The following is a 19,276-nucleotide window of genomic DNA, read 5'->3' on the forward strand; positions in this document are numbered from 1 at the left end:
ATCTCCTTTGTATTACCAATTATAACAAAAGTTAATGAAAGTTTATAAAAAAAATAAGCATTAAAGCTTATTTTTCTGTATCAGATGAATAGTTTTTATTTTTGGGGAAAAATCGTTTCTTGACAAAGAAGAGAATCGCAAGGATGAAAATAATCCCTAAAATCACAACTACAACTGAAGAGTAAGAATCAAGAATTCCAGCAATCATCTCCCAGTTATCACCAAGAGCGGCTCCAAGGCACACTAGAACAATGTTCCAAATAAGTGTTCCCAAGGTTGTTAAAATAAGAAAACTTGGGAGTTTCATTTTAGCAGAACCAGCAGGGATTGAAATTAGACTTCTAATTAAAGGAATGAATCGGCAGAAGAAAATCGTTGCATATCCTCTTTTTAAAAACCATTTTTCAGCTTTTGTGATGTCTTCTGGTTTAAGACGAAGTACTTTTCCTAAACGTCCAGAAACTAATTTTTCTAAGCGTTCAACGCTTAAAAGACGACCGACGAAGTAGAGTATCAATGCACCAAGCACAGAACCAATAGTGGCTGCGATAATCATGCCGATAATCCCCAGTTCGCTATAAGTAGTCATGAAACCACCGAAAGTTAAGATTACTTCGGAAGGAATTGGTGGAAAGATATTCTCAATCATAATGAGAAAAGCAACACCAAAGTAGCCAAATTGGTTCATGACTTGGATAATTATTTCTTGCATTAATACTCCTTTTATTTGTCTATTACTTTAATTCTAACATAAGGATGGAAGGGCTCCAAACAATATAAAGTACAAAAAATAGGCTTTGTCTTTTGGCAAGGTCTATTTTTTGAAATCCTAGGTTTACTGACAGAGGCTGTCAGTAGATAAACTTCATCTACAAGTTCTGTCAGTCATTTGAAATGACTGACAGAAGAATTTGTATGTTATTCAGAAGCGAGGGCTTCAATTGTGTTCAAACGTGCTGCACGTCCACTTGGAGCTAAACTTGCGAGGAGAGCAATTAATACAGCAACGATAATCGCAAAGATAATGTGTCCACCAGAAATTTGAACGATACTTGCCCCGTCAAGGAAACTACTTAGAGCTTTATTGATGAGGAATTGTCCGAGGTAGGCAAATCCAATAGCGATAGCGGCTGATGACAGACCAAGAATCAAGCTTTCAGCGGTGAAGAGACGAGAAATATCTTTCTTACGTCCACCGAGTGCGCGGATAACACCAATTTCTTTTGTCCGTTCAGCAACAGACATGTAAGTAGTAACAACAATCATAAAGATTGAGACAATCAAACTGATTCCGGCAATAGCGGCAAGAACATAGCTGACGATATTTGTAACATTAGTGATGACATCGAGGAATGAAGTAACACTATATGTAACGAATGCTTTTGTTCCATCAATTTTCAAGTTTTGAATGTCAGAAGTTGTTGATTTGACATTATCTACTTTATTAACTGTAACTACTGCATAAGTGGCATCACTATCTGCATTAGCAGATTCGAGAGCAGTTTTGACAGTATTGTAAGTGGCAATTAGGCTGCTAGAAGAGCTTGCAGGCCCTTGAGGATTTTTCAAAATACCAGATACAGTGAATTCTTTTGTAACTTCAACACTTGTTCCAGCAGCTGTTTTAGCTGGAATTTTTAAAGTAATTTTCTTACCAACTAATGATTTATAATCTTTATTTAATTCTTTAGCATCACTAGCATAGATTGCAATTTCGCCATCAGCAGGTTTTGAACCAGCAACGTAATCATCATTGATATTTGATTGAGTCCAAGTATCAAGAGTCATTAAACCAGATTTAGATTTATCACTGGCAGTAAGTGTTCCTAAGCCAGAAATTGAATAAGTTGGCTCAACTTTTTTGACGTTATCAACTTTTTTCAATTTTGAAAGATGAGTACTGTCAAGGTTAGTAGCAGCATTTCCAAGTTCTTGTTGCGTTTGTTGGAGTGCTTGCTCATTTCCTAATTTATTATCAGTTGTTGTCCGCTTGAAGATGGTGACCACATTCGGATTGACACTTGAAGTAATGGTGTCATTCATATATTTGGTTGCACCATTTCCTAGTCCTAAGAAAAAGATGACTGAGAACAGGCCGATTGCTGTTCCGATTGCAATTAATAAATTGATTTTCCAAGAATGAGTAAAGTGTTTAAAGGCTGTTCTAAAGGTATCACGATACGATAATGCTTTTGACTTCATCCGTTGATGTGATTCAACTGGATAGGGCTCTTTAAGACGTTCGTCACCTGTGATTTGTCCATCGGCCAAACGGATAATTCTTGTACCGTAATCAGCAACTTCTTGTGAGTGAGTGACGACGATTACTGTTTTACCAGATTGAGCAATTTGACGTAAGAGCGCTAAAACTTCTTTCGTATTTTGCGAGTCAAGGGCACCAGTAGGTTCATCAGCAAGAATAATTTCAGGATCAGAAGCTAGGGCACGTGCGATTGCGACCCTTTGTTTTTGTCCTCCGGAAAGTTGTGACGGATTTTTCTTACGGTGTTCGTAAAGACCAACTTGTTTTGTGAGCTCAATCGCTCTTTCATGACGTTCTTTATCAGATAAGCTTGTCATTTTAAGACTAATTAAAATGTTATCTAATACACTCAAATAGCTAACAAGATTGAAAGATTGGAAGATGAAACCGATAGTATCTCGACGGTAAGCATCCATATCTTTTTCTTTTTTTGTTTTTTGAGCAAGGCCGTCAACGATGACATCCCCCTCATATTTACGGTCAAGTCCTCCAATGATATTCATCAGAGTTGACTTACCTCCCCCGGATTCTCCTAGGAGACTGACGAAATCACCACGCTCAAACTCGAGGTTGATCCCTTTGAGGACAGGAAATTCTTCTTTTCCAAGAAAATAGGATTTCCTAATATTTTTTAATTCCAAAACGGCCATAAAGACTCTCTTCCTTTTCTTAAAGTATGTACTTTACATTATAACTTAATTTTCTTAAATAAAAATAAGACCTAAGTCTTATTTTCAAATTTATTGACTACCTAAGTTAACCATTCAGTAAAAAGTCTAAAATATTCATTCCTGTATTCGTTTGTGCTTTATAGAGTTCTGTGTACCCACATTGAGAACAAGAAATAGTAATAAATTTCTTATTTTGTACATCAAAAATCTTTGAAAAATTTCCACCAGTCGCTTGAAGTTGATCTTCTTCAAAACTATGATTGCCACATTTAATGCAAGTATATTGTTGTTGATAACCGTTCATTTTAAATCCTCCTCGTTGATAAAGTGAAAATAGCTTGTCTTCTTAATCGTTTAAATCCATTATAACTCAAAAAAGTTGATTCTTTAAGTCTTTTGAATCCGCTTTATTACTTAATATATAACTTAATTACAGAATAAAAAAGTGAAGTTCAGATCATGATAGAAAAAAATAAAATAATCTTTGTGATATAATTCTAGTTATGGATAAACAAGTTAAAGAAAAATTACGAATAGCATTAATTTTTGCTCTAAATGCTGGATTTATGGATGGCTTTTCATTCTTTCATTTTGATGATCGTTTTATTGGGGCTCAATCAGGTAATGTCATTCAGGCAGGAATTAATATTGCCAAAGGAGATTTTGTCAGATTTTGGGATTTTGCAATTCCGATTATCTTCTTTATATTAGGAGTAATGACTCGGGGATTTTATTCTCACTATTTGATAAAACGTCGCCGTTTTGATGCCTCTTATTTGTTATTGGTTCAATGGTTAGGGGTGACAATTTTTGCTTTGGCTTATGGTTTGGGCTTAAAAATTCCTGTTTCCTTTTATGTTGGGATTTTCTCTTACTTTATGGCGATACAATATGATACTTTTACGAAAGTTCATGGTCGTGCTTACGGAAGTATCTTTATGACAGGTAATATGAAGTCCATGTCGGCAAATCTTGCCCAGTATATCATTACCAAGGATAAACAAAAACTTCGTTCGGTTGGTATATATGCAGCGCTTATCAGTATTTTCTTTGCTGGAGCAGCCATTGCAACACTTGCTGGAAATTGGTTTGGAAGTTGGACAATGATGGGCTCTACTTTCATGATAGGTGTTGTTTATCTAATTGTTCGTTTTGATGAAATATAAAAATCCTCAAAATAAGAGGATTTTTTTAATTGTTAAGATAGGATAATTTTTCCGATTGTATGATTTTTTTCAATGAGTTCATGAGCTTTTTTCACATTCTCAGCGGTAATAGGTCCGAGATTTTGAGTCATTGTACTTTTTAGAACACCAGTATCTAGCCATTCAGAAACTTTATTTAAAATATCATGTTGACTTTGTAAATCAGATGTATTTGAGACGACTTTTGTAAACATCCATTCAAAGTTAAAACGTGCAGATTTATGAGCTAGTTTATCTAAATTAATAGCTTGCCCTGGTTCAACAATATTTGCAATCGAACCTTGTGGCGCAATTAACTCATTTACTGCTGGCATATGTTCAACAACAGCATTTAATATTAAAATATAATCTACAAACTTAAAGCCAAGTTCATGAATTTGAGGTACCAAATTTTCATGATGATTGACGGTATAATCGGCGCCAAAATTCTTGACCCATTCAATGGCTTGGGGATTTGATGCCGTAGCAATTACTGTCAATCCGGCATTTTTGGCCATCTGGGTTGCTACTGAGCCAACGCCCCCTGCACCATTAATAATGAGAAGTGATTTTCCTTTAGATTCATCAGTCACTTCTAGTTTTTCAAAGAGAAGTTCATAGGCAGTCAAACTTGTTAGAGGCATAGCGACTGCTTTTTCTTTGGTCAAATTTTTTGGAGCAAAACCAACAACTCGTTCATCAACGGCTTGGAATTCAGCATTTGAACCTGAACGAGTAACATCACCGGCCCAAAACACTTTATCCCCAACCTTAAAAAGCTTAGTTTCACTCCCAAGTTCGACTACAGTTCCTAAACCATCCCAACCTAAAATTTTTGGTTCTGCTAAATTGCCTTTAATCCCATTTCTAACCTTTGTATCAACTGGATTGATTGAGATTGCCTCGACTTTTATCAATAAATCGTGGGGGCGTAAGATTGGCTTTTCTATTTCAAAGTCAATAAAATTTTTACTAGAATCAATTGTTCCTACTGCTTTCATTTTTCTACCTCTCTTATAAGTAAAAGTATATACCAGTGCGAACTCCAAGTCAATCACTTAAATTTAATATTAAATATTTACATCATGTCATTGAAAATTTCTAAGACCAAAGACATGACGCTTTGCTACAATGGAATGAGTTAAACTAATAGAATCTAGGTAATTTCATGACAAAAACTTATAAGCATTATCATTTTGACCACGTTGGAAGTTTTCTCCGTCCCCAAACTTTAAAAGAAGCACGTTTGGCTTATTCAGAAGGGCAACTTCCATTAAGTGACTTTAAAAAAATTCAAGAATCTGAAATTAAGAGATTAGTGAAAGAAGAAGTGAACGTTGGCCTTAAAGCGGTGACAGATGGAGAATTTAATCGTTCGTGGTGGCACTTAGATTTCCTCTGGGGGCTTAATGGAGTTGGGACTTATGAACAAGAGGATTCTTATAAATTCCATGGTGCAAAAACAAGGACAACTAATATTGAATTGACTGGTAAAGTAGCTTTTAACCCAGAACATCCCTTTTTTGCGGATTTTAACTATTTAAAAAGTCTTTTACCAGAAGGAGTTGAACCTAAAGTTACTATTCCTTCACCTTCGTTAATTCCTAATCGTGATGGTCGTTCAGACCGTTGGCCAGAATTTTATGGAAGTTGGGAAGAATTCTTAGATGATTTGGCTCAAGCTTATCATGAAACTTTGCTCCATTTTTATGAATTGGGTGCGCGTTATATTCAACTGGATGATACGACTTGGGCTTATCTTATTGCCAGATTATTAGATGATCCAGAAAATCATGAAAAGTATGTTAAGATGTGTGAGGATATTGTCTATCTTGTTAATAAACTCTTGAAGGATTTACCTGAGGACTTGAGAGTTTCGACTCATATTTGTCGAGGAAATTTTAAATCAACTTATTTATTTGAGGGTTCTTATGAGCCTGTGGCAAAATACTTAGGTCAGCTTAATTATGATACTTTCTTTTTAGAATATGATGATGCTCGCTCAGGTTCTTTTGCTCCCTTAGCAGAAATCTGGAATCAAAGAAAAGATGTCTTGCTTGTGTTAGGACTTTTCACTTCTAAACATCCAGAACTTGAAAAGTATGAAGACATTAAAGCTCGCTTAGACGAGGCACTTGAATCGATTCCACTTGAAAATTTAGCACTTTCAACACAATGTGGATTTGCTTCTACAGAAGAAGGAAACGATTTGACTGAAGAAGAAGAATGGGCTAAATTAGCACATATTAAAAAGTTTGTGGATAAAATTTGGAAATAAGAGAAAAGTGGTGGATGCTACCACTTTTTTTGTTTGACAGTAAAGTTTAAATGGCGCATAAGCGAAATGAGCTTTGCTTTGTTATAATAGACTTAAGCAAAAAATAAAGAAAGCGAGAAAAAATATGAAATTAACAGCACTAGGTGTTTGGGGCGGATATCCTACGCGCGATGCCGGAACAACCTCTTATCTTTTACAATCAGAATCAGGCTTTAACATGCTTTTAGATTGTGGTTCACGCGCGGTGACAGAACTTGAACATGAATTGCAACCAACTCAACTTGATGCAGTTATTTTGAGTCATTATCATGAAGACCATATTGCAGATTTGGGGGCTCTTCGCCAATATCGTCAGCTTTATCCATTGGGTCAAGATGGTTGGGATGGAATGATGTTGCCTATTTATGGTCATGGGGAAAATGAATATGAATTTTCTAAATTAACTTTGGATAAGGTTTCGGAAGGTCATCTTTATGATGTCGAAAATGGAACAAAAGTTGGTCCTTTTGATATTACTTTTCTAAAAACAGTTCATCCTGTGGTGAATTATGCCATGCGCATTGTTGAACGCAGAACGGGACAAGTTTTGATTTATACTGGAGATACTGGTTATTTTGATGAATTGACTGACTTTGCCAAAGGGGCTGACCTTCTTCTTGCTGATGTTTATTTCTTTAAAGATAAAGCAAAAATGCCTAATCATTTATCATCAATTGAAGCTGGTCAAATTGCTAAGGATGCAAAGGTTAAAAAATTAATTTTGACTCATCTGCCACAATTTGGTGATTTGGATATTTTACTGACAGAAGCAAAAGAAGCAGCGGGGGATGCTGTCATTACTGATTTAGCAGTTCCGCATAAAAAATGGCAACTTTGATAAACCCTTTTAAAAAGCTAATTTTCCTCATTTCATTTGTCATTTTACTGACAGGAATTTTCTTTGGTTTTGTCAGTATCCAAAATTGTGTGCTTAATTACAATCTACCAAAAACGAAAAGTCAGATTGAACAATTGGTTAAAAAAATTGCTGACAGTTCTAAAACGAGGTTTGTCAGTGATGATAAGCACTATCAGCGTAATTTATTTGTTTCTGATATTCATGGACGTTTATCTGGTTTGAAAAAAACGCTGACAGAGATTCATTTTAGTAAAAATGACCGGCTTTTTGTCTTGGGAGATAGCATTGATCATGGCCGATTTGGCTTTGATGTCTTACTTTATTTGTTGAAAACTTTGCCAGATGCTGGTTATCATGTGACAGTCATGATGGGAAATCATGAGCAAATGTGGTCAGAACTTGCAAGTGACGGTAAAACGGATGAAGAGCAACTTTCTAATGCAATTGGAACAATTGATATTTATGAAGGGGCTCCGCCAAATGGCTGGCAGTATTCAATTGAAAACTGGAAAAAACTGTCAGTTGCTGACAGACAATTTTTACTGACAGAAATGAAAAATAACTTTGGTCAGCCAGAACAGTTGATTGAAAAAATTGAAAATAAGTGGGTGGTACTCTCTCATAGTGCAAAAATGAGCCTTTCTTATGAAAAAGAGAAGATAAAAGATTTGTTTTGGGAACATTTGCCAGGTGATTCTTTTGAACGGCGAAATAGTGTTGCTAAAGCTGTGGGGGTACCAAACACTGATGTTCAGGTCTTTGTTGGTCATGTGAGTGGTTTTTTATTTGGTAAACATCGAAACTATATTTGTTTAGATAATACAATTGTCAATGCGACATTAGAACAATTTGAAGCAGTTCCAGTCAAAATATATTGTCTTGAACAAGAGAAATTTTTAGGATAAATGAATTTTACAGAAGAAGAAAAAGAATTTTTTATGACGGAAGCACTCAAAGAAGCGCAGAAAGCAGCTGAAAATGAGGAAGTTCCGATTGGAGTTGTCATTGTTAAAAACGGTGAAATTATTGCGCGTGATTTCAATAGGCGAGAGCTTGATGGTCGGGCGACACATCATGCTGAAGTTTGTGCGATTGAAGCGGCAAATCAGGCAGTGGGAAATTGGCGACTTCTTGATTGCGCCCTCTTTGTTACCATTGAACCTTGTGTCATGTGTGCCGGAGCAATTGGGTTAGCGCGGATTCCACAAGTTTACTTTGGAGCGACAAATCCTAAATTTGGAGGAACGGTCAGTCTTTATCAGATTTTAGAAGACAAGCGACTGAACCATCGAGTCCAAGTAGAATCGGGGATTTTAGAAGACGAGTGTGCAAAAATCATGCAAGATTTCTTTAAAAATAGACGAAAAAAATAAATTGTGTTATAATAGTTTTCGGAGCAATAAGTTTCTTACGAAGCGTGTCAGGACCTGACGGTAGCAGCACTAAGTATGGAACTTATGTGCTCTTTTTTTGTATCCTTATTTATGGTAAAGTATCATTATAAAGATGACAAAGGAGGAGTTTATGAAAAATGAAAATTTGAAAAATGTGAAATGGATAATTTTAGTTTTATTGGTAATTTTGATTCCTTTAGTAATTTTTAAATCTTGCCAGAGTTTGGTTAAAAGTCAAAATGAGAAGAAAAATAAAAAAGATTCGATTCATTTTTTGTATGGCGCTTGGATTTCAGATGTAAGATTACCAATGTCTAAAGAGCTCAAGGTACAATTTTATCGAGCCAATTTGGGTAATGAGCCTCATTTTAAGTATGGTAAAGAACAAGTGGAGTTAATATTTAGAGAATTGAAAAACGGGCAGGGGAATATTGATGGAGAATTTGTAAGAGAAAATTCTGTTTATCGTCCATTGAATGAATTCGACAAAGATGGTTTTCGGCCAGTGAAAATAAATATTAATGAAAGAGGAGAAGAAGCTTTTTTCCGTTATAAAGTTATTAATAAAAATAAAGTAAAAATGAGAATTCTTCCTTCAGGAAGTGATAAGGTTGCTGATGAATTTGAGGTTTATTTTATAAGAGAAAATGGTTAACTTACGCCGTCTAAAAAAACTCTGATTATTTGTCAGAGTTTTTTTGTGGTACCAAAGCATTGACCACTGTGATTTGAGAAATGAGCGTTTCATTTTCGTCAGTGATTTTGATTTCCCAGACATGGTTGCGTCTGCCATTTTTGAGGAGAAGACCGCGGGCATTTACGAAACCTTCGCATTTTTTGGGATTGAGATGGTTGGCATTAATGCTTTGGCCAAGGGCAAAATATTGACCAGAGCCGATTGTATTACTTGCCATACCAGCTGTGATTTCAGCGAGGGCAAGACTTGCACCTCCGTTTAAAAAGCCGTGCGGTTGAGCATGAAAATCGCTGAGGATCATTTTACTTGAAAACTTATAAATTTTACTGACAGACTTGTCAGAATTTTCGTCAGTAAAAACTTGAAAATCTGTGATATTGAGTTGGTCAATCATGTTCATTGGAAAATCTCCTTAATAAGATGTGATACCGCCCTAGGGCCTTAGCACTTTAGTGCACGAGCTTCGGGGACAACGACAAGCAAGTTTGTCGCCGACTGTCTTGAAATGATGAAAAATGCCTTTTTGGCTGACGCTTGCCCTGCCAACAAGTACTTGCGATTCTCGTTGCGCTTTAGCATGGACATTCGAGCGTAGCGAAGAACAGTACTTAGCTGGAATGGACGGCGTAGCTAGCGACATTGCCAAAAGAGACAACTGAGCGGATGTAGGAAAAAAGTGATTTTGCTTGAAGCAGAACTTCAAGGTTGTAGATAAAATTTGCGAACCAAAATTCACCTGGAGTTGCAGGTTCCAATTTTTATCTTTTTTCGTTCATCTAAAGTAAGTCATAATCAATTTTTCTACAGTATAACCTTTGAGTAGCGTTTCATTAACTGACAGACCGATACCAATTCCAGTCGGGACGGTCATCCAACCGTTTGGAAATGCAATTTCTGGTTGAATGAGGTCTATGTCAAAATAATGCTTGGAATCGGATAAATCACCGGCCATAGCATTTCCAGAAAGCGCGGCGAGTTGGACATGGAGTATTTTTGAGATACCAGACTCAACCATACTGCCAATCCAAAAGCCAATCTGATGGTGTCTGCAAAATTCGATGGCTTTTTGAGTTTGATAAAGTCCACCTAAACGACCTATTTTTACGTTGAGCATCGTTCTAAAAGGAAGTTCTGTCAGTATTTTTAGACTTTCCAAATCTTGAACGGATTCGTCGAAGCAAATTGGTGTTAAGAAGTTTTCTGTCAGTAATTTTAATTCGGATAAATCTTTGATATTAAAAGGTTCTTCGATACAAGCCAGACCAAGTTCGTCTAGCTCTTTGATGACTGGCCAGTCTGTCAGTTGAAAACTTCGATTGGCATCAAGAGCAAATGTAATTTGTGGATATCTTTTTACCAGCTTTTTAATCAAGTCAGTCCCAATTTGTGGACTAATTTTTAATTTAATTCTTTTGACGCCACTGTTAATAAGTTGGTCAATTTCCTTAATGGTTTGCTCATCAGACATTTGTCCAATGACCGCACCACGAGGAATTTTATTGGCTAATTTTTCTTGGAAAAGTCCAGCAATCAAATTTTCATTTCTTTCTTTAAAATACAAATCTAGGAGTGCATTTTCTAGTCCGGCCAGAGCCATTGGTAAGGGATTTCTAAAAAATTCATGTATTTCAAAAGGATGTGAGAAGTTTTTTTGCAAAATTTCTGGCAGGTAAGTTTCTTCCAAGATTTTCCAAGAATCAGCAAAAGTTTCTGAAGTATAAAAAGGAGTCGTGAAAGCAACAACCTCACCAAATCCGAAAAGTCCGTTAGGGCTTTCAACTTTTATAATAATTGTATCTCGGAGATTTAAGGAACCTTTGGCGGTCTTAAAATTAAATTTCATAGGGAGTTGAACATGAAACATTGTAATTTTTTCAATTATCATCCTTTAAGCTCTTTTCTTAAGATTTTTCCAGAAGCATTTTTTGGCAACTCATCCATGAAAGTGATGGCTTGGGGGCGTTTGTATTTTGCCAGTTTTTCAGTGAGAAAGTTTTTTAATTTTTCTTGGGAAATATTGCCTGAAACAAAGAGAATTGGAACTTGTCCCCACTTGACATCTGGTTTAGCAACAAGGGCACATTCTTTGATTTCAGGAAGAGAATAAACTAAATCTTCGATTTCTTTGGGGTAAATATTTTCACCGCCAGAAATGATGATATCTTTTCTGCGATTGAGCAGATAGAGAAAACCGTCGGCATCAAGGTAACCGATATCGCCCGTTTCAAAAGCAGTACCGTAAGGCTTTTGGCCTAGATATGCTTTCATCAACATCGGAGATTTTAACCAAATTTCACCAACGCCAGCAGGGTCAGCTTGACGAATCTCAATTTCAACACCTGGTAATGGTCGCCCGACAGAGCTTGTTTTATCAGGAAAATCTAAAATATTAAAAGTGACAGACTGTGAAAAACTTTCAGTCATTCCATAAGTTTTGTAGATAGGAAGACCTAATTCTTGGCATTTTTTGATTAAAGGTTGGGGAATAAATTCACCACCAAGTAGAATTAAACGTAAATTATTACCAGACAATTTGTCAGCAATTCTCGTAAGGAGGGTTGGGACGAGTGAAACCATGTTGATTTTCCCAGAATTGACTATTTCAAGAAGTTGGTTTTCATCAAATTTATCAACAATTGTAGCTGATGTTGCATTATATAAAGTACGCATAATAATGGAAAGTCCAGAAACATGAAACATGGGTAAGATGACAAGCCAATTATCATTGTCATAAGCGCCAAGCGTTTCCTTTGAGGCTTTGACGTGATTTGAAATCATGCCCCAAGTAATAGGGACAGATTTAAATTTTCCGGTAGTAGCGGAAGTGTTCATGATGACCGCAATTTTATCATCAGAAAAATCTGCTGACAGACTTACAGGGCAAGGGTTACTAGTCCAAATTTCCGAAAAAGAAATGCTGTCAGTAACTTTATCTGTCAGTGAATCCGATGTGAAGACTGTCTCAATCTTGAGTTCATTGACTTGCTCAGTCAGTTCGTATTCGGTTAGATGCCTATTCAAAAGAAGAACTTCTTTTGACAAACCGAGCAAGGCAAACAAAACGACTGCCATTTCAACAGAGTTTTCTGAAAGGAGGGCAACCCGTGATTGATTGTCGATAAGAGGAGCCAAATGTTCAGCCGTCTTATTGACTTCCTGATTGATTTGGGCAAAAGTAAAGTCATTTAAAAATTGTTTTTGGGGATAAAGTTCCGCCTGTTTTTTTAACCATTTCATATTTTAAGATGTGAGCCCGCCGCCTTAGTATTTTAGCGCTTAGACTTCAGGGACAGTAACAATCTGATATCTTTGATGTCAGATTTTAGTTGACTGCTTTGAAGTAATGAAAATTGCCACTTCGACTAACTGCTTTAGCAGTTTAGCGAGAATGGACAACGGAGTAGTTTGCTACGGAGATAGAAAAATGCGGTTCAGTCAGTTCTTTTCGAACTGTCATCGCAGTTTCACTAAGCTGCTAAAGCAGCAGTGAAGCTAGTGTGCGCTAAGCGCAGGTTCCATTTTATCTATCTACGCCACTATGTGGCTGCGCTGTCGATTCATTTTAAGCGACTATCTACGCTGTCCGTTTTCTCTACTTGCTAAAGCAAGTGGTAAAAAGGCAAAGTCGCAAGATGAATCGCATTTTCACTTACTTCAAGGAGGGCGAACTCAATTTCTCTCCTTTCCATTGTATTTTTTTTACTGACATGATTTTCGTCAGTAATTTTTTTAAATTTTAAAAAGCTGTCAGTAACTTTTAAATCACAAAAAGCGTCAAAAAGACGCTTTGTCAGCAATTTTGGAAATTTTTATGGGAATTTTGGAAATTGGTCAAAATCAGGTTTGCGTTTTTCTTTGAAAGCATCGCGTCCTTCTTTGGCTTCATCCGTAGTATAGAACATAAGTGTTGCATCTCCTGCAAATTGTTGCAGTCCAGCAAGTCCGTCAGTTGCTGCATTCATTGAACCTTTGAGCATACGAAGCGCCATTGGTGAGAGGGCAAGCATTTCTTGGGCCCATTGAACAGTTTCTTCTTCAAGACGGTCAAATGGAACAACAGTATTAACCATTCCCATGTCCATTGCTTCTTGGGCAGTATATTGACGGCAGAGGAACCAGATTTCACGTGCTTTCTTTTGGCCAACCATAGCGGCAAGTAAACCAGCACCATAACCAGCATCAAAAGAACCAACACGCGGACCGGTTTGCCCAAATTTTGCATTTTCAGAAGCGATCGTCAAATCACAAACAATATGTAAAACGTGACCTCCGCCAATTGCAAAACCATTCACCATGGCAATGACAGGTTTTGGTGTAATCCGAATCAAATGTTGCAAATCTAAAACGTTCAAACGAGGAATTTGGTCTTCACCAACATATCCACCATTTCCACGTACTTTTTGGTCTCCACCAGAACAAAAGGCTTCTTTATCTTCACCTTTTCCATGATTTGCACCAGTCAAAATAATCACGCCGACATTGGTATCATCACGAGCGACACTAAAAGCATCAATCATTTCAACGACAGTTTTGGGACGGAAAGCATTGCGGACTTCAGGACGGTTGATGGTAATTTTAGCAATTCCATCATAAGTTTCATAAATAATATCTTCGTAGTTACGGTTGAGAGCAACCCAGTTAAATTTTGACATGATTCTCCTTTAAGATGTGAGGACGAGCGCTAGAAGTTGTGAAAATTAGAAAAATGCGGTTCTGGGCATAGCCCAGGTTCCATTTTATCTATTTTCATCAACTTCTGCGAGTCCGAACTCAATTAAAATTAAGATGTGAGGGGCCCTAGGGTCTTTACGCTTTAGCGCTTAGACTTCAGGGACAGCAACAAACTGATATCTTTGATGTCAGATTGTCGTTGAGTGTTTAGAAGTTATGAAGTTCTATTATTTTCATTAACTTTCACAAGTCCACTTAGAAAAATTGTTTTTATTGTATTTATTTCTGTCAGTAAAATCTAGAGAAACTAATTCATCAGTTTTACTGACAGAAGTGATATAGTCATTACTTTTCAATTATATCATAAAGCATTTTGACTAAGGTAAAAATTCCTCTAGTATTTTTTGATAGATGACCGGATTTTCTAGATGAATATTGTGACCAGAAGCAACAACAGAAATCCAAGCGACATTCGGATTTGGAGCGAAAATTTCTTTAGCAATTTTTGAATATTTTTCATCTAAATCACCAGATAGATAGAGAATATCGGACTTTATTAAAGAAATTTTGTCGCCAACATAGGGAAGTTGACCTTGACCTGTTCCATTCAAAGTCTGGGCAAGAGCCAAAGGTGAATTGCTTGCACGGCTTTCCCAAATTTCCTGTTGAATTTTTACTGACAGTTTTTTTTGTGATTCAAAAAGTGAAATATTAGCCCAAAAGTCAGCAAACCAAGCAGACCCATTTGACAAAATCTTCTGTCCTAATTCTTCGTCAGCCAGTCGTCTTTTTTTGCGGTCTTCACTAGATAAAAGCCCAGGACCAGTTGATTCTAAAATCAAATACTTAACAGGAGCTGACGGATAAGCAAGGCAATAACGAAGCGCCAATCGTCCACCCATTGAATAACCAAGAAGTGAAAAAGCTTTTCCGTCAGTAAATTGTGCAAAAAGCAAGTGCAGATTTTTCAAAATCGCATCAAGTTTATAAGGGGCAAGTTCCTTTGGTTTTGCTGATGAACCGTGACCTAACAAATCGATAGCAACAATTTTGTAGCCGGCCAAATGAAGATTTCGCCAGGTATTAGAACTTTCAGAAAAACCATGCAGTGCAAATAGGACCTCTCCAGTCCCCCAAATACGGACAGCATAATCAAAACCATCAATAGTAATTATTTTTTTATCAATTTTCATAAGTTGTATATTTTTGATGTAAAGCAAGACTTAAATCTTTATCCGTTTTAATTTCCAAAAGATGAATGCCAGATTGATGAATAGAAGCTTCAAATTGCTGACCAAAATCAGCATAGCCACTGATCAAATGATAATCTAAACCAGTCAACTCAGCCAGTCCAGCAAAATTTAAACCATGAGGAGTTGAAAAAAGATAATCAAAATTCGGTACGCCTTTTTGAGCTAAATGATGAAAAATCCCACCACCGTCATTATTAAATAATACAATAGTTAGATTAAGTTCATGTGTTTTACCAACAATTAAACCATTTAAATCGTGTAGCATTGACAAATCCCCAGTCAATAAAACCGTCGGTTTACCCGTTGTAGCAATTCCGAGTGCCGTTGATTCAGTCCCGTCAATGCCATTCACACCACGATTCCCTAGAATTCTAACTTTGGCATCCGCTTTTTTCCACCAATAATCAATATCTCTGATTTCCATACTATTTGAAACAAGAAGTTGAGCATCAAGTGCTCCCAAATGTTTTTGTAGTTCTTGGACATAACGTCCTTCAAAAGGATTTTCTTCATGAGTCACTTTTTCAAGAAGTAGTCGCATTTTTTCGTGAGCTTTTTGCCATTTTTCCAAATAAGAACTGTCAGAATTTACTTTTTTAATCGAAGAAGCAAAAGGGAGAACATCAGACTGAACCATTGTTGTCGTTGTCAAACTAGGGTTGCGATAATCTAGAGCAGGGTCAACTTGAATAAATTCAGCTTCATTATTGAAAGCAACGAATTGTTGCAAACGTTTAGAAACAGGCATTTGTCCAAAAAGCAGAATAGCATCCGCTTTTAATTGAGTTTTTAAATCATCATTTGCTAAAAAAGCATCATAAGAGTCTATGACCAAAGGATGATTATGATTGCGCAGATTAGAAAGTGGGTCCGCTAAAATTGGAGCTTTTAATTGTTCAGCAAGTTTTAAAAGTGCTTCAGAATAATCTTTGTCAAAATTGGAACCGGCTAAAATTAATGTTTTTCCAGAAAGCAATGCTTCATCAAATGGAAGTATTACTTGTGCTTGTCCCTTATAGAATTTAAAGGCATGTTTAGAACGTCCTTTTTCGTAATTTTCACTTTTTAATTCGGGAACTAAAGGATCACGCAAGGGAACATTGATTTGCACAGGACCTGAAAGAGGGGAAATGGCTGATAAAACAGCTCGTTGTGCGACTTTACGGGGGGAGGTCCAAAAGTTTTCTGTCTGAGATTGGGTTTGAATATGTGGAGCTTCAAGATTTTCAAAATGATTAACAAAATTTCCAAAAAATCTGGTCTGATCGACTGTTTGAGGAGCTCCAACGAATTGAAGCTCAGCCGGTCTGTCCGCCGTTAAAATAATAAGGGGAACTCGACTCATTTTTGCTTCAGTAATTGCTGGGAAATGATGAGCCGCAGCAGAACCTGAAGTACAAACTAAAACAACAGGACGTTTTTTCGCTTTAGCAATTCCCAGAGCAAAAAAAGCAGCCGAACGTTCATCAATGTTGACATAAGTATCGTATTTTTTGTATTCCTCAAAGAGCATGGCTAAAGCCGTTGAACGTGAACCTGGACTAAAAACAGCTTCACGTACCCCTAAATTGAAAAGTTCATCAACAAAAGGGGCTAAATATTCATTGGTCATGACTATCTCCATTTCTAATTTATAAATCTAAAATCTTAAAATATTTTACGAAGTTATAAAGCTTCTAAAATGGTTTTTAATTTTACCTTGGTTTCCCTAAATTCTTCTAAAGCATCAGAAGAAGGGATAATTCCACACCCTGCATAAGCATAAAGTTTCTTTTCCACAATCAAAGCCGAACGAATCCCGACAATCATTGTGCCATTTCCTTTGCTGTCAATTAAGCCAAGAGGTGCAGCATATAGTCCTCGCTCATGATTTTCATACTTTCTGAGGAATTCGAGGGCCTCATGACGAGGCTCTCCTCCAAGAGCAGGCGTTGGGTGAAGCTGTTTTGTCCAATCAATAAGTGAAAGCTCAGAATTTTTAGCACTTAAAATTGTCCGAAGATGATAAACATTTTTCAACTCCATTAATTCGGTTGTTCCAACCTTGACTGTCTCGGCTTTTTCAAGCAGATTTCTTTTTATTTTTTGGACAACAATATCATGCTCTAAAAGGTTTTTTGGGTCTGTCAGCAATTTTTGCCCCGCATTTTCCATTGTTTTTGGAAAAGTTCCAGCTAAAGCATAACTAAGAAGCTGGTCATTTTCTTTTTGAACTAAAATTTCAGGAGACGCTCCAAGGAAAATTCGTTTTCCTTTTTGATAAGCAAAAATAAAAGCATTTGGATTATTATCCAATAAATTTTGGATGATGCTTTCGAGTTCAAAAGAGGTTTGACTTGTAAATTCAAGTTCTCTTGAAGCGACAATTTTTCGACTCTTTCCGTCAGCAAAATTTTTTTGAATGGCATAAAAAAGTTCTTGCCAAGCCGAAAAATCAGAAGCTTTTTCAGTGAGTTGATGCTTAAATTTTGGAATAGTGATTTCAGGGATTTCTCGTGGACTATCACAAGTAAGGTAATAAGAATTTTCCTTATTGACAACGAAATAATGTTTAAAAGCAATGGTTTCGCCACCAAAATTTTTCCAAAGTTCTCCTTTGATGTCATCAAAAAAAGTCTGACTATGAAAGAGATAGGGATAGTCAGAAAACTTATCGTGTTCAAGGTCAATGGCTTTCAAACGCTCACAACCAATGACAAAAGTTTCTTTTTGAGGGTCAAACCAAAAGAAACGCTCACTTTCTGAAAAGCTTGCCCAGAAAGCTAAAGGGTTATTTAATATTAAATTGATTTTTATATAATTCATTTTTTCTACCATAAAAATTATAACATAGCCCAGCAAAGGAGAGGAATAATGAGCCCTAAAATTACAAATCTTCATTCATTTTTCAGAGACTTTCTGATATAATCCTTATTGCCCGTATCTTCGCTGGCCGTGCCAGCTACGTTGTCCTTTCTCTCTTCATCGCTAAAGCAATTAGTCGAATGGCAACACGACAAGTCGTGAACGTCAAACGTCAGGCCCGCTGGGACTTGACTGGCCACTACGATTTGGCAGTTTACTGCCGTAGAGAGTATGGACAATGCAGCTGACGAAGACAGCGAAATAGAGTCTTACTACTTCCTTTGATGAAAATACTAGCATATTCGTAAGTCAGCAAGCTGATAACGACTATCCTAAGCGAAAAAAATATCGGTTGCGACTGCGACGACTTACCAGCTTGCTGGTTTAGCGAGCATCGACAGCGTAGCAACCTAGTTGCGAAGATTCACTTCCTCAAAGCGTATCTGTAGGCGTTTGTATTTCCATCAGGTCGTAATGATTAAATTTAGTGTTAAAAACTATGATATAATTAAAATCATGAAAACATTCAAAAAGGAGTGCCATGAATATTTATGTCAAATTAGCTGAGTTTAGCATTATTGAAACAAAGCGATTGCTTTTACGTCCCTTTGATTTAAAAGACGCTGAGGACATGTTTGGCTATTCAGGTAATCCTGAAAATCTAAAATTTGTTTTTGCCCCGCATCTATCACTTTCAGAAACACGTTTTTCAATTGCTAACGATTATATGAAAAGTCCTTTAGGGAAATGGGCAATTGAGTTGAAATCTGAACATCGGCTGATTGGAGATATCCATTTTGTGAAAATCTCTGATAAAAATCAGTCTGCGGAAATTGGTTATGTTTTAAATCAAAATTATTGGAATCAAGGTTTACTGACAGAGGCATTAAAAGTACTGACAGAATTTTCTTTTGAACAATTTGGACTTAAAAATTTGATTTTATTGATTGATAAAGAAAATGTCCCATCTAAAAAAGTTGCCCTTAAATCAGGCTATCACTTAGTGAAAAAATTTAAAGGGACAAATCAATACAGCAAAAAAATTAGAGATTTTGAACAATATGAACTTAGAAAAAGTGACGATGAAATTGATCAAAAAAATTCAGAGATTGGGGAAATTTGA

General features: G+C 36.5%; 20 protein-coding genes and 1 other RNA gene. 8 read left to right on the forward strand and 13 right to left on the reverse strand.

What is annotated here, in order from left to right:
• Positions 1-67: 67 nt before the first annotated feature.
• From QJV49_RS11255 to QJV49_RS11265, 3 genes are all read right to left on the reverse strand, one after another.
• Positions 68-712 (reverse strand): DedA family protein, encoded by a 645-nt coding sequence (locus QJV49_RS11255; protein ID WP_225511658.1) that lies wholly within the window; start codon positions 710-712, stop codon positions 68-70.
• 206 nt (positions 713-918) lie between these two features.
• Positions 919-2,913 (reverse strand): ATP-binding cassette domain-containing protein, encoded by a 1,995-nt coding sequence (locus QJV49_RS11260; RefSeq protein WP_225511659.1) that lies wholly within the window; start codon positions 2,911-2,913, stop codon positions 919-921.
• A gap of 106 nt (positions 2,914-3,019) precedes the next feature.
• The gene (locus QJV49_RS11265; protein ID WP_225511660.1) at positions 3,020-3,238 is read right to left on the reverse strand and encodes a zinc ribbon domain-containing protein; all 219 of its coding nucleotides are present in this window, start codon (positions 3,236-3,238) and stop codon (positions 3,020-3,022) included.
• Positions 3,239-3,437: 199 nt separating this feature from the next.
• Here QJV49_RS11265 and QJV49_RS11270 point away from each other — a divergent pair, with 199 nt between their 5' ends.
• Positions 3,438-4,100, forward strand: a complete 663-nt coding sequence (locus QJV49_RS11270; RefSeq protein ID WP_225511661.1) for a YoaK family protein — start codon at positions 3,438-3,440, stop codon at positions 4,098-4,100.
• A 32-nt stretch (positions 4,101-4,132) separates the two neighbouring features.
• Here the strand turns inward: QJV49_RS11270 and QJV49_RS11275 are convergent, their stop codons facing one another.
• Entirely contained in the window at positions 4,133-5,119 is a 987-nt protein-coding gene (locus QJV49_RS11275) for a zinc-binding alcohol dehydrogenase family protein (RefSeq protein ID WP_225511662.1), read from the reverse strand.
• Between the two features lie 167 nt (positions 5,120-5,286).
• On the opposite strand from QJV49_RS11275, the gene QJV49_RS11280 reads away from it, so the two are divergent.
• From QJV49_RS11280 to QJV49_RS11305, 6 genes are all read left to right on the forward strand, one after another.
• Entirely contained in the window at positions 5,287-6,396 is a 1,110-nt protein-coding gene (locus QJV49_RS11280; protein ID WP_225511663.1) for a vitamin B12 independent methionine synthase, read from the forward strand.
• A 124-nt stretch (positions 6,397-6,520) separates the two neighbouring features.
• A complete protein-coding gene (locus QJV49_RS11285) occupies positions 6,521-7,273 on the forward strand; it encodes an MBL fold metallo-hydrolase (protein WP_225511664.1) in 753 nt (250 codons plus the stop codon).
• The gene (locus tag QJV49_RS11290) at positions 7,261-8,199 is read left to right on the forward strand and encodes a metallophosphoesterase (protein WP_225511665.1); all 939 of its coding nucleotides are present in this window, start codon (positions 7,261-7,263) and stop codon (positions 8,197-8,199) included. The genes QJV49_RS11285 and QJV49_RS11290 overlap by 13 nt, the downstream gene beginning before the upstream one ends.
• Entirely contained in the window at positions 8,200-8,667 is a 468-nt protein-coding gene (tadA, locus tag QJV49_RS11295) for a tRNA adenosine(34) deaminase TadA (RefSeq protein WP_225511666.1), read from the forward strand.
• 15 nt (positions 8,668-8,682) lie between these two features.
• An RNA gene (ffs, locus tag QJV49_RS11300) (signal recognition particle sRNA small type) lies at positions 8,683-8,768 on the forward strand.
• Positions 8,769-8,818: 50 nt separating this feature from the next.
• Positions 8,819-9,343 (forward strand): hypothetical protein, encoded by a 525-nt coding sequence (locus tag QJV49_RS11305; RefSeq protein WP_225511667.1) that lies wholly within the window; start codon positions 8,819-8,821, stop codon positions 9,341-9,343.
• A 25-nt stretch (positions 9,344-9,368) separates the two neighbouring features.
• Here QJV49_RS11305 and QJV49_RS11310 read toward each other — a convergent pair whose 3' ends face one another.
• The 9 genes from QJV49_RS11310 to QJV49_RS11350 all read right to left on the reverse strand — a co-directional run bounded on the left by QJV49_RS11310 (position 9,369) and on the right by QJV49_RS11350 (position 18,114).
• Complete coding sequence (locus QJV49_RS11310) at positions 9,369-9,785, reverse strand: PaaI family thioesterase (RefSeq protein ID WP_225511668.1); 417 nt, start codon at positions 9,783-9,785, stop codon at positions 9,369-9,371.
• 41 nt (positions 9,786-9,826) lie between these two features.
• Positions 9,827-9,964, reverse strand: a complete 138-nt coding sequence (locus QJV49_RS11315) for a hypothetical protein (protein WP_225511669.1) — start codon at positions 9,962-9,964, stop codon at positions 9,827-9,829.
• A gap of 193 nt (positions 9,965-10,157) precedes the next feature.
• Entirely contained in the window at positions 10,158-11,270 is a 1,113-nt protein-coding gene (gene menC, locus QJV49_RS11320) for an o-succinylbenzoate synthase (protein ID WP_225511670.1), read from the reverse strand.
• Positions 11,267-12,622: an o-succinylbenzoate--CoA ligase gene (gene menE, locus QJV49_RS11325; protein ID WP_225511671.1), complete on the reverse strand. Its 1,356-nt coding sequence runs from the start codon at positions 12,620-12,622 to the stop codon at positions 11,267-11,269. The genes menC and menE overlap by 4 nt, the downstream gene beginning before the upstream one ends.
• A 362-nt stretch (positions 12,623-12,984) precedes the next feature.
• Positions 12,985-13,182, reverse strand: coding sequence for a hypothetical protein (locus QJV49_RS11330; RefSeq protein WP_241892959.1), 198 nt, complete (start codon positions 13,180-13,182; stop codon positions 12,985-12,987).
• A gap of 12 nt (positions 13,183-13,194) precedes the next feature.
• Positions 13,195-14,037: a 1,4-dihydroxy-2-naphthoyl-CoA synthase gene (menB, locus tag QJV49_RS11335; protein ID WP_003132444.1), complete on the reverse strand. Its 843-nt coding sequence runs from the start codon at positions 14,035-14,037 to the stop codon at positions 13,195-13,197.
• Between the two features lie 396 nt (positions 14,038-14,433).
• Entirely contained in the window at positions 14,434-15,249 is an 816-nt protein-coding gene (menH, locus tag QJV49_RS11340) for a 2-succinyl-6-hydroxy-2,4-cyclohexadiene-1-carboxylate synthase (protein ID WP_225511672.1), read from the reverse strand.
• The gene (gene menD, locus QJV49_RS11345; protein WP_225511673.1) at positions 15,239-16,921 is read right to left on the reverse strand and encodes a 2-succinyl-5-enolpyruvyl-6-hydroxy-3-cyclohexene-1-carboxylic-acid synthase; all 1,683 of its coding nucleotides are present in this window, start codon (positions 16,919-16,921) and stop codon (positions 15,239-15,241) included. Before menD ends, menH begins: the two co-directional genes overlap by 11 nt.
• A 53-nt stretch (positions 16,922-16,974) precedes the next feature.
• Positions 16,975-18,114, reverse strand: coding sequence for an isochorismate synthase (locus QJV49_RS11350; RefSeq protein WP_225511674.1), 1,140 nt, complete (start codon positions 18,112-18,114; stop codon positions 16,975-16,977).
• Between the two features lie 580 nt (positions 18,115-18,694).
• On the opposite strand from QJV49_RS11350, the gene QJV49_RS11355 reads away from it, so the two are divergent.
• A complete protein-coding gene (locus QJV49_RS11355; protein WP_225511675.1) occupies positions 18,695-19,276 on the forward strand; it encodes a GNAT family N-acetyltransferase in 582 nt (193 codons plus the stop codon).

The organism is Lactococcus sp. NH2-7C (assembly GCF_029953655.1).
GTDB classification, from domain to species: domain Bacteria; phylum Bacillota; class Bacilli; order Lactobacillales; family Streptococcaceae; genus Lactococcus; species Lactococcus lactis.

What these genes read in the sequence shown, in the direction of transcription:
- QJV49_RS11255 (WP_225511658.1), bottom strand. Translation starts at nt 712, where the DNA reads ATGCAAGAAATAATTATCCAAGTCATGAACCAATTTGGCTACTTTGGT.
- QJV49_RS11260 (WP_225511659.1), bottom strand. Translation starts at nt 2,913, where the DNA reads ATGGCCGTTTTGGAATTAAAAAATATTAGGAAATCCTATTTTCTTGGA.
- QJV49_RS11265 (WP_225511660.1), bottom strand. Translation starts at nt 3,238, where the DNA reads ATGAACGGTTATCAACAACAATATACTTGCATTAAATGTGGCAATCAT.
- QJV49_RS11270 (WP_225511661.1), top strand. Translation starts at nt 3,438, where the DNA reads ATGGATAAACAAGTTAAAGAAAAATTACGAATAGCATTAATTTTTGCT.
- QJV49_RS11275 (WP_225511662.1), bottom strand. Translation starts at nt 5,119, where the DNA reads ATGAAAGCAGTAGGAACAATTGATTCTAGTAAAAATTTTATTGACTTT.
- QJV49_RS11280 (WP_225511663.1), top strand. Translation starts at nt 5,287, where the DNA reads ATGACAAAAACTTATAAGCATTATCATTTTGACCACGTTGGAAGTTTT.
- QJV49_RS11285 (WP_225511664.1), top strand. Translation starts at nt 6,521, where the DNA reads ATGAAATTAACAGCACTAGGTGTTTGGGGCGGATATCCTACGCGCGAT.
- QJV49_RS11290 (WP_225511665.1), top strand. Translation starts at nt 7,261, where the DNA reads ATGGCAACTTTGATAAACCCTTTTAAAAAGCTAATTTTCCTCATTTCA.
- tadA (WP_225511666.1), top strand. Translation starts at nt 8,200, where the DNA reads ATGAATTTTACAGAAGAAGAAAAAGAATTTTTTATGACGGAAGCACTC.
- QJV49_RS11305 (WP_225511667.1), top strand. Translation starts at nt 8,819, where the DNA reads ATGAAAAATGAAAATTTGAAAAATGTGAAATGGATAATTTTAGTTTTA.
- QJV49_RS11310 (WP_225511668.1), bottom strand. Translation starts at nt 9,785, where the DNA reads ATGAACATGATTGACCAACTCAATATCACAGATTTTCAAGTTTTTACT.
- QJV49_RS11315 (WP_225511669.1), bottom strand. Translation starts at nt 9,964, where the DNA reads ATGCTAAAGCGCAACGAGAATCGCAAGTACTTGTTGGCAGGGCAAGCG.
- menC (WP_225511670.1), bottom strand. Translation starts at nt 11,270, where the DNA reads ATGATAATTGAAAAAATTACAATGTTTCATGTTCAACTCCCTATGAAA.
- menE (WP_225511671.1), bottom strand. Translation starts at nt 12,622, where the DNA reads ATGAAATGGTTAAAAAAACAGGCGGAACTTTATCCCCAAAAACAATTT.
- menB (WP_003132444.1), bottom strand. Translation starts at nt 14,037, where the DNA reads ATGTCAAAATTTAACTGGGTTGCTCTCAACCGTAACTACGAAGATATT.
- menH (WP_225511672.1), bottom strand. Translation starts at nt 15,249, where the DNA reads ATGAAAATTGATAAAAAAATAATTACTATTGATGGTTTTGATTATGCT.
- menD (WP_225511673.1), bottom strand. Translation starts at nt 16,921, where the DNA reads ATGACCAATGAATATTTAGCCCCTTTTGTTGATGAACTTTTCAATTTA.
- QJV49_RS11350 (WP_225511674.1), bottom strand. Translation starts at nt 18,114, where the DNA reads ATGAATTATATAAAAATCAATTTAATATTAAATAACCCTTTAGCTTTC.
- QJV49_RS11355 (WP_225511675.1), top strand. Translation starts at nt 18,695, where the DNA reads ATGAATATTTATGTCAAATTAGCTGAGTTTAGCATTATTGAAACAAAG.